Origin of the sequence: Thermosulfurimonas sp., assembly GCF_015491435.1 — a bacterium.
Taxonomy (GTDB): domain Bacteria; phylum Desulfobacterota; class Thermodesulfobacteria; order Thermodesulfobacteriales; family Thermodesulfobacteriaceae; genus Thermosulfurimonas_A.
On the sequence record NZ_WFVX01000160.1, the window covers coordinates 1 to 9,009 of the forward strand.

A 9,009-nucleotide genomic window follows, 5' to 3' on the forward strand; every position below is an offset into this window, starting at 1 on the left:
AGCACGACATTATGTCCCCATGGAATAGAAGCCACTATTTCTGGCACCCTACCTTCCTGCAATTCTCGCACAACTTGTGCAAGATTTCGATCTCCAAATTCTCGTGCGGCTTGTGCAAGATTTTCTATATCCTCCGTATAGGTCATATAAAAACGCCTCATTCTCCAAATGTTACTCGGAGAGAAACCTTTTATCCCTGGAAAAGACCTTTGAATGTCTTTGGCCAGATGTTCAATAATTCCCGCTCCCCATCCATATCGTTCTTGTAACCGCACAATTTCTTTACCAAAGTCCCAATAAAGACGGATAAGTTCCTGATTAGCTGCCAGAGCAGCCTTTATCTGGGATCTTCGAATGCGTTCCTTAAGCCTAGATAAAACTTCTTCATAATTCTTGGGAAGCACAAGTTTTTCAGACTCTTTAACTTTAGTTACCATAAAACCCAAGCTCCCTTAAATTACGTCTAATGGCCTCCTCAAGTTTTGCGCCTTCGGTAAATTGAGTTTCAAGCTCCGCCACCAGGCGGACCATCTTTTCCTCGAAGGGCTCGTCGTCTTCTTCCTGCTGCGGGACGCCTACATACCGTCCGGGCGTGAGCACGTAGTCGTGTTTACGGATCTCTTCCAGGCTTACGCTTTTACAAAAGCCGCTCTTGTCCCTGGCCAGAAACCACAGACAGGCCGGGATCTGGGTGGTGTAAAAAAGTTTATCAGGCAGGGCCACGATGCAGTCCACTAAGTCGGCTTCCACGATATTCTTACGAATCTCCCCTTCGTTTGACTGATTGGAAGATAGCGAGCCGTTGGCGAGCACCACCCCTGCGTAACCCACCGGCGAGAGGTGATGGATCATGTGCTGTAGCCAGGCAAAGTTGGCGTTTCTCGCCGGCGGAAGCCCATATTTCCAGCGTTTGTCGTGGCGAAGTTGTTCTGCACCCCAGTTTTTCATATTGAAAGGAGGATTGGCCAGGATGTAATCGGCTTTGAGATCCGGGAAACGGTCGTTCAAGAATGTATCACCCTGCTCAATTTTTCCTTCTATGCCGCGGATGGCGAGGTTCATTTTGCAGAGACGCCAGGTGGTGTAATTGAGTTCCTGGCCGTAGATGCTGATCCGAGCCCTGGCCCGGCCACCGTTACCGTTGCCGGTGGCGTGAGCTTCCACGAAGCGAACCGACTGCACAAACATGCCGCCAGAGCCACAGCAAGGGTCGTAAACCCGGCCCTCAAAGGGCTCAAGCATCTCGACCAGAAGCTTTACCACCGAAGCCGGAGTGTAAAATTCACCCCCTTTGCGGCCTTCGGCACTGGCAAATTGGCCCAGAAAATATTCGTAAACCCGCCCCAGAACATCCTTGGAGCGGGCTTCTTTGCCCTCTAACCGGATATTCGTAATCAGATCTATGAGTTGGCCCAGGCGCTGTTTGTCCAGGGCCGGGCGGGCATAATCTTTAGGAAGCACCCCTTTAAGGGAAGGGTTTTCACGCTCTAAGGCCTCCATGGCCTCGTCCACGATTCTTCCGATCTCCGGCCGACGGGCATTTTGCTTGAGACGCTCCCAGCGGGCGGGAGAAGGTACCCAGAAGACATTGGCCGCCCTATACTCGTCGGGATCTTCAGGATCGGCATAAGGTTCCTGTTCCAGTCGTTGGCGATGTTCTTCAAAAGCGTCCGAAATGTACTTAAGAAAGATCAATCCCAACACCACGTGTTTATACTCGGCGGCATCCATGCTTCCCCGCAGGGCATTGGCCGCCTCCCAGAGCCTGGCTTCGAAACCAAGATTGGCCGTACTGTGGTTTTTCTCTTTTGGTGGACGGGGTGGTTTTAATTCCAACTTGGAAGTACTGGTATTTTGACCCTTTAGTTCTTCCACAAACTCATCTATAGGATTCTTTTTCGGCATATTAACCATATTATACCGTATAGGCCTCACTGAGGAGATGGCGATTCCCCAGATGGACCCGCTTAAGCCCCGCGGAGCGGGCAATCTCAAGGGCCAGAGCAGCATGATCGCGCGAGGTGGTGGGAAGATCAGTGAGCCAAAAATCCGGATGAAAGGCCAGAAGCGACCACGGAATCTCCGGGTTCAGCTCCGCTAGAAACCGGGCCAGCCCCCGAAGTTCCTCCTCGTCCACATAACCGGGAACCAGGAGGGTGGAGGCCACGAGCGGCGGGGGCTCGGGCCGGGCCGCAAGCATGGCGGAAAGGAGCCGGAAGTTTTCGAGCACCGCCTGGTTGGAGACCCCGCACAGCGCCCGGTGTACCGCCGAACTCCAGGCCTTGAGGTCCACCTTGAGAGTGCCACCGGTGGCCAGCGAAAGCTCCATCATCTGGCGCAGGATCCTGGGATTCTCTCCCCCGTTGGTCTCCCAGCAGATGCGAAGGATGCGTCCCCGGGCCTCTCTTATCGCTCGCCGGGAGAAAGAAAGAGCGTGCGGGGCCTGGGGGCCGGGATCTCCCCCGAAATAACACACGCAGGAGACCTCCGGCCGAAGATCGGCCAGCATCTCCTCACTCGACCGCTTCCGTCCGCCCCGCCGAAAATGCCAGTTCTGGCAATAAAGGCAGTTGAAATTGCAGGCCTCGTAAAACACCGCCAGATTAAAATAACCGTACTCCGGACCCGGACGGTAGGCCCAGCGGGGAAAACCGGCTCCCTGCCCTCCGGCACACACGAAATCGGCCACACAGTTGGTGGGAAGGGGATCCAGATACCAGGAGACCCGGGCCACCTCCACCCCGGGCCCCCGGAGACGCCCTCTCTCATTCCGCCAGACTCCACAATATCCCCTCTCGCCCTCCGGAATACGACAGCGATGCAAACACAGATTACAGGGAAGCCCTTTTTCGGCCCGGGGAGGAACCTCCGGAAGCCCGAAGACCCGACGACTTTCCCGGTGCACCTTATCTATACAGGGAAGAACCTCCCCGGGATGCTCCCGGATGCAGGAGACACAGAACCCGATTCGCGCCGAAATCACCGGGGAACTCTTTCCGCAATGAAGACAGGTACCCATCCCCTTTTACAATTATACCCCGACTCTTGTATTCCCTTCACAAAGAGGGTAAAAGCCATTCTCGATGGTGCGGTTTCTCTGGTTAAACGCCTACGATTCCCAGGGGAAAAGCTACCTCTTTTCTGCTCCCAAAGAGATTCTGGTCTTTTCCGGAGGAGACCCGGGGGAATTCTTCCGGCGGCTGGAGGAGGCCCTCTCCCGGGGGTTCTTTGCCGCGGGATTTTTTACCTACGAGTTCGGCTACTTCCTTGAGAAAAGGCTTTTCCCCTTCCGCAAAAGGCGCCCGCAGGGGGTGCCTCTGGCCTGGTTCGGGATCTTTGATCCTCCCGAGCCCTTTCGCTTAACCGGGGCCCCTGAGATTCGCCCGGTAAAAATCGAAAACCTCGGCCTTACCCTTACCGAAGAGGCCTACCGCCGGGCCATCTTAAGGATCAAGGACTACATCGCCTCCGGCGACACCTATCAGGTGAACTACACCCTTAAGTACCGCTTTGACTTCTCCGGCCGCCCGAAGGACCTCTTCTTGCGCCTCCTTCGCAAACAGCGGGTGCGCTACGCCGCCCTGCTTGAGGCCGAAGACTTCTCCGTGGTGAGCCTTTCCCCGGAACTTTTCCTTGAAAGACGCGGCCTTTCGCTTACGAGCTCCCCCATGAAGGGGACCGCCCCCCGCAGGGCCCTCCCCGAAGAAGACGAGGCCCTGGCGCGCTTTCTCACCGAGGATCCGAAGAGCCGGGCGGAAAACGTGATGATCGTGGATCTCATCCGGAACGACCTCGGGCGGGTGTGCGAGCCGGGCTCGGTCTTTGTGCCCGAGCTTTTCAAGGTGGAGCGCTACCGCACCGTGCACCAGATGATCTCCACGGTAAGCGGAACCCTCCGGAAAGATACCGGGCTTTACGAGATCTTTAGGGCCCTTTTTCCCTGCGGCTCGGTGACCGGGGCCCCCAAGATTCGCACCATGGAGATCATCGCCGAGCTTGAGCCCGAGCCCCGGGGGGTCTATACCGGGGCCGTGGGCTGGATCGCCCCCTCCGGTGACTTCCTTTTCAATGTGGCCATCCGCACGGTGGTGCTTCACGAGGAGGGCGGGGAGTTTGGGATCGGCTCCGGGGTGGTCTGGGATAGCGACCCGGGCGAGGAGTGGCGGGAGTGCTTGCTCAAGGCCCGGTTTTTGACCGAGGAGCCCCCGGAATTTTCCCTGGTGGAAACCCTGCGCTTGGAGAAGGGAAAATTGGCAAGGCTTGAAAGACACCTCAGACGCCTCAAACGCTCCGCGGCCCATTTTGTGCTTCCTTTTCCGGAGACGCGAATTCGGGAAAGGCTTAAAGAGCTTTCGTCCGGACTTCCGGAGAAGGCCAGGGTAAGGATCCTCCTTTCAGAATGGGGTGAGGTTTCGGTTGAGGCTGGCCCTCTTACCGAGTTTCCTCAGCCGGTCAAGGTGGGGCTTATGCGGCGCGATTTTTCCCCGGATCTTGATTTTCTTCTTTATAAGACCACCCACCGCCCCTGGTATGAAGCCGCGCGTAAGAGGGCTCAAGCCCTGGGGCTCTCAGAGATCGTCTTTTATGATGAGGCCGGCCGCCTCACCGAGGGCACCATCACCAATGTGTTCCTGGAAATAAACGGGAAACTCTATACTCCTCCGAAAACCTTAGGGCTTCTTCCCGGGATCCTTCGGGAGGAACTTCTGGAGACCGGCCAGGCCGAAGAGCGCGAAATAACCCTTTCCGATCTCCTCACAGGACGCCTTTTTATCGGAAATTCAGCCCGGGGGCTCATTCCGGTGGAGGCGATTTATTTTCTTTAAAACCTCAGGGTGGCCTTAAGGCGCCGGGGCTCGAGTAGAAGATCCAGGGCCTCAACCGGGGAGCGCACCAGGATGTCCGCGGAAAGTAAGGCCTCAACCGCCACCCCCTCGGGAAGCATCACCGCCACCCCCACCCGGGCGGCCCGGAGCATGAGCCGATCGTTAAGGCCGTTTCCTAAGGCCATCACCTGCTCCGGGCCAAGCTTGCGCACATAAGCCTCCTTCTGGTGATCGTGATTTTCCCCGCTTAAACGGTGGAACCGGCAGGGGATCCCGGAAAGCTCGCGTTCGGCGGTGCCGAAGGTATCGGCGGTGAGGATGTGGATGGTGAGCCGCTCGGAAAGGGAAAGGAGCCTCTCCCGCACCCCCTCCACCAGGCGTCCGTCAACGGAAAGGGTCCCGGTAAAGTCCGAGACTAAATGGGCGATTTCCACCGGGCCAAAGCCGGGAATCTCCACCCTTATCATGCCTTTTCCGCCTCCTTGGTAAGCTTCTCCAGGAAAGGACGGATAAGGTCCAGGGGAAGCGGAAAGACCAGGGTGGAGTTGTTCTCCGCCGCCACCTCCCGCAGGGTCTGAAGGAAACGGAGCTGGATCGCGGCCGGGCTTTCGGCCATAATCCGCGCGGCCTCGGAAAGGGTCTTTGCCGCCTGGTACTCGCCTTCGGCGTTTATGATCTTCGCCCGTCGTTCACGCTCGGCCTCGGCCTGCCGGGCCATGGCCCGCTTCATCTCCTCCGGAAGGTCTATCTCCTTGATCTCCACCTTGGAGACCTTGATCCCCCAGGGATCGGTATCCGCATCGAGGATCTGCTGGATCTTCATGCTGAGTTTTTCCCGCTCGGCAAGGATCTCGTCCAGTTCCGCCTGCCCGCAGATGCTCCGGAGCGTGGTCTGGGCGAGCTGGCTTGTGGCATAAAAGTAGTCCTCCACCTGGATCACCGCCTTCTCCGGTTCAATCACCCGGAAATAGACCACGGCGTTTACCTTAACCGACACATTGTCCCGGGTGATGACCTCCTGGGTGGGGACATCCAGGGTGACCACCCGGAGGTCCACCTTTACCATCTTGTCGATCACCGGAATGAGAATGATGAGCCCCGGGCCCTTGACCCCGATGAAACGCCCCAGGCGGAAGACCACCGCCCGCTCGTATTCCTTAAGCACCCTCAGAGCCGAGGCCAGAAAAAGCACGGCCAGAATTAAAAGTAAGGGAAAAGAAAAAGTCATTGGACCCCCTCTTAGAAAATTTTGAAAACATTATACCTCATAAATCGGGCTTCGAAAAAGAAAAAAATCGTGGTATATCCCTAAACGATGCTGGAGATAAAGGACCTTCTTCGTCCCGAGGCCTATCCCCATCGGCCGGAAAGGGTTGAACTGCGCCAGACCCACATCTCCTGGGTCTTTCTCGCCGGAGATCTGGTCTATAAGATAAAAAAACCGGTGAACTTCGGCTTCCTTGATTTTACCACCCTGGAGAAGCGGCGGCACTTCTGCGAGCGCGAGGTGGCCCTAAACCGGAGGCTCTGTCCGAAAATCTATCTGGGGGTGGTCCCGGTGGTGAGGACTCCTGCGGGGCTTAAGTTTGAGGCCGAGGGCGAGGTTGCGGACTGGGCGGTCAAGATGAGGCGCCTTCCCGAGGAAGGGATGATGGGGCGTCTCATCCGGGAGGGACGGCTTACCCCCGAACATATAGAGCTTCTGGTGCAGAAACTGGTCCCCTTCTTCCGGGAGGCCGAAACCGGCCCGGAGGTTAACCGCTACGGAAGCCTTGAGACCGTGCGCTTCAATGTGGAGGAAAATTTTGAACAGACCCGGGCCTTCGTGGGCCGGGCCTTAAGTCGCCCGCGCTATGAGTACATCGTTTCCTGGTCGCGCCGCTTTATGGAGGAAAGGAAGGAGCTTTTTTCCCGGCGCATCCGCGAGGGCTTCATCCGCGACGGCCACGGGGACCTTTATTCCGCCAATGTCTGCTTTGACGATCTTCGCGAGGTCTATGTCTTTGACTGCATAGAATTTAACGAGCGCTTCCGCTGCGGGGATGTGGCCCAGGATCTCGCCTTCATGGCCATGGACCTTGACTTTCACGGCCTTCCGCATCTCTCGCGCCTTTTCATTGAGCGCTACGTGGAGCTTTCCGGCGACCGGGGCCTTTACGAGATCCTGGATTTTTACAAGTGCTACCGGGCCTACGTGCGGGGAAAGATCGGCTGTTTCACCTCCGAGGATCCGGGCCTTTCGGAGGAGGCCCGTGCGAAGGCCCTCGCTTCGGCCCGGCGATATTTCGACCTGGCCTACGCTTACGCCGGGGGAAGGCCGTTTCTTCTCGTGGTCTTCGGGCTTTCGGGAACCGGAAAGAGCGTGCTTTCCCGGACCCTTTCCGAACGGCTGCTCGCCGCATATTTCAACTCCGATGTGGTGCGCAAGGAGCTGGCCGGGATTCCGCCTGGGGAACACCGTTTTGAGCCCTTTGAGTCCGGGCTTTACGCCCCGGAAATGACCGAGCGGACCTACGAGGAACTTTTAAAGCGGGCGGAAAAGGAGCTTTCCGCCGGCCGCGACGTGGTGCTCGATGCCACCTACCGGGCAAGGAAACACCGCGAGGCGGTGCTAAGTCTTGCGGAAAGGCTTTCCGCCAGGGTGCTTTTCATCCTCTGTGAGGCCCCGGAGGAGGTGATAAGGGAAAGGCTTATTTTACGGGCGCAGAAGGAAGAGGAGCCTTCGGATGGCCGGTGGGAGATCTATCTTTCCCAGAAGGAGCGCTTTGAGCCCCCGGAGGAGATCCCCGCCAAAAACCTCCTTCGCCTTGAGACCATCGCCCCGCCGGAGAAACTCGCCGAGAGGGTGGAAGAGGCCCTCTTGCAGGGTTAATCACTTTTCAGCTAAAATAGCTAAAAAAGCTAAAAGAGGTGTCCAATGGAAGTCAAGGCCTCGGAGGTAAAGAATCGGCTGGGAAAATATCTGGACCTTGCCCGCAGGGAACCGGTGGTCATTAGCAAGTCTGGGAAACCGGCTGCGGTTCTTATCTCCTGGGAGGAGTACCAGCGGATGCGGGAAATAGAGGATCGGGTGTGGGCAGAGATGGCCCGGGAGGCGGAAAAAGAGGGATTCCTCTCTCAGGAGGAGTCCCTGAGGTTCATCCTTGAAAAGATGAAAGATGTTTAAACTGCTCATCTCCCGGAGGACCCGCGACTTTCTGGAAAAGCTTCCTCCCAAGCAATTTCGTCAGGTGGTGAAAAAGATCCTTTCTCTCTGCGAAAATCCGCACCCCTCTGACGCCCGCCATCTCCGAGGATACCCTTATCTCAGGGTGGATGTGGGAGAGTATCGCATAATCTACTACCCTGAGGGAGACGAACTACGGATAGTCCTGGTAGGAAAACGAAACGACGAGGAGGTTTATAAAAGACTTTCCCGTAAGGAAGTATGAACCCCTGGGAGAAGCTTGAGATTCTCGGGGCTGCGGCAAGCTATGATCACTCCTGCACCGGGACGGGGCTATCCCCCGAGGCTCCGTTAACCCTTGAGGGGCGAAGGCGTCTTCCCGGGATCTATCTGGCGCAGACCGCATCCGGAAGGAGGCTTCCCCTCCTTAAGGTCCTTTTCACCAACCGGTGTCGCCATCGCTGCGCCTACTGCGTGAATCGGGCGGAAAACGAGATCCCGCGGGCCGCTTTTGAGCCCCGGGAGCTTTCGGAGGTGGCCCTTGAGCTCTTCCGCCGGGGGCTTATTAAGGGGGTGTTTTTGAGTTCCGCGGTGGAGGGCTCGGCCGAAGGGACCATGGAGCGCCTCCTTGCGGCGGCCAGGCTCCTAAGAAAATCCGGCTTTTGCGGCTATCTTCACCTGAAGATCCTTCCCGGGGCGGCCCCGGAGCAGGTGCGCGAGGCGGTGAGGCTTGCCACGCGGGTAAGCGCCAATCTGGAGTTCGCCCGGGAAAAGACCTTAAAAAGACTGGCCCCGGGGAAGGAGAAACGCCGGCTCATCTCGGCCCTGGCCCGGGCCCGCGAGGCGGCCCTTGAGGCCGGAAAGACTCCCTCCCTCACCACCCAGGTAATCGTCGGGGCCGGCCCGGAGACGGACTACGACTATCTGCGCCTGGCCCAAAACCTCTACCGCAACGGGCTCCTTTCCCGAATGTACTTTTCGGCCTATCTTCCGGTAAACCCCGATCCCCGACTTCCC

General features: G+C 57.5%; 10 protein-coding genes. 5 read left to right on the top strand and 5 right to left on the bottom strand.

Features of this window, described 5'->3' with window-relative positions; genetic code table 11:
* From F8J34_RS07185 to F8J34_RS07195, 3 genes are all read right to left on the bottom strand, one after another.
* Positions 1–437: DUF1016 N-terminal domain-containing protein (locus F8J34_RS07185; protein WP_297057730.1), on the bottom strand; the 437-nt coding region annotated here is incomplete at its 3' end.
* Entirely contained in the window at positions 427–1,905 is a 1,479-nt protein-coding gene (locus tag F8J34_RS07190; protein ID WP_363315431.1) for a class I SAM-dependent DNA methyltransferase, read from the bottom strand. The genes F8J34_RS07185 and F8J34_RS07190, both read right to left, overlap by 11 nt.
* A 10-nt stretch (positions 1,906–1,915) precedes the next feature.
* Positions 1,916–3,019 carry a radical SAM protein gene (locus F8J34_RS07195; protein WP_297057710.1) on the bottom strand — a complete coding sequence of 368 codons (1,104 nt, stop codon included), beginning with the start codon at positions 3,017–3,019 and terminating at the stop codon, positions 1,916–1,918.
* Positions 3,020–3,083: 64 nt separating this feature from the next.
* On the opposite strand from F8J34_RS07195, the gene pabB reads away from it, so the two are divergent.
* Positions 3,084–4,826 carry an aminodeoxychorismate synthase component I gene (gene pabB / locus F8J34_RS07200; protein WP_297057714.1) on the top strand — a complete coding sequence of 581 codons (1,743 nt, stop codon included), beginning with the start codon at positions 3,084–3,086 and terminating at the stop codon, positions 4,824–4,826.
* Here the strand turns inward: pabB and F8J34_RS07205 are convergent.
* A complete protein-coding gene (locus F8J34_RS07205) occupies positions 4,823–5,293 on the bottom strand; it encodes an ATPase P (RefSeq protein ID WP_297057717.1) in 471 nt (156 codons plus the stop codon). The two genes, pabB and F8J34_RS07205, sit on opposite strands and share 4 nt — an antisense overlap.
* Positions 5,290–6,054, bottom strand: a complete 765-nt coding sequence (locus F8J34_RS07210; RefSeq protein WP_297057719.1) for a slipin family protein — start codon at positions 6,052–6,054, stop codon at positions 5,290–5,292. The genes F8J34_RS07205 and F8J34_RS07210 overlap by 4 nt, the downstream gene beginning before the upstream one ends.
* Before the next feature lie 87 nt (positions 6,055–6,141).
* On the opposite strand from F8J34_RS07210, the gene F8J34_RS07215 reads away from it, so the two are divergent.
* The 4 genes from F8J34_RS07215 to F8J34_RS07230 form a co-directional block, all read left to right on the top strand.
* Positions 6,142–7,698, top strand: a complete 1,557-nt coding sequence (locus F8J34_RS07215; protein WP_297057721.1) for a bifunctional aminoglycoside phosphotransferase/ATP-binding protein — start codon at positions 6,142–6,144, stop codon at positions 7,696–7,698.
* A gap of 45 nt (positions 7,699–7,743) precedes the next feature.
* Positions 7,744–7,992 (top strand): type II toxin-antitoxin system prevent-host-death family antitoxin, encoded by a 249-nt coding sequence (locus F8J34_RS07220; RefSeq protein ID WP_297057724.1) that lies wholly within the window; start codon positions 7,744–7,746, stop codon positions 7,990–7,992.
* On the top strand, positions 7,985–8,257 hold the full coding sequence (locus F8J34_RS07225; RefSeq protein ID WP_297057726.1) for a type II toxin-antitoxin system RelE/ParE family toxin: 273 nt from the start codon (positions 7,985–7,987) through the stop codon (positions 8,255–8,257). The genes F8J34_RS07220 and F8J34_RS07225 overlap by 8 nt, the downstream gene beginning before the upstream one ends.
* Positions 8,254–9,009: radical SAM protein (locus F8J34_RS07230; protein WP_297057728.1), on the top strand; the 756-nt coding region annotated here is incomplete at its 3' end. The genes F8J34_RS07225 and F8J34_RS07230, both read left to right, overlap by 4 nt.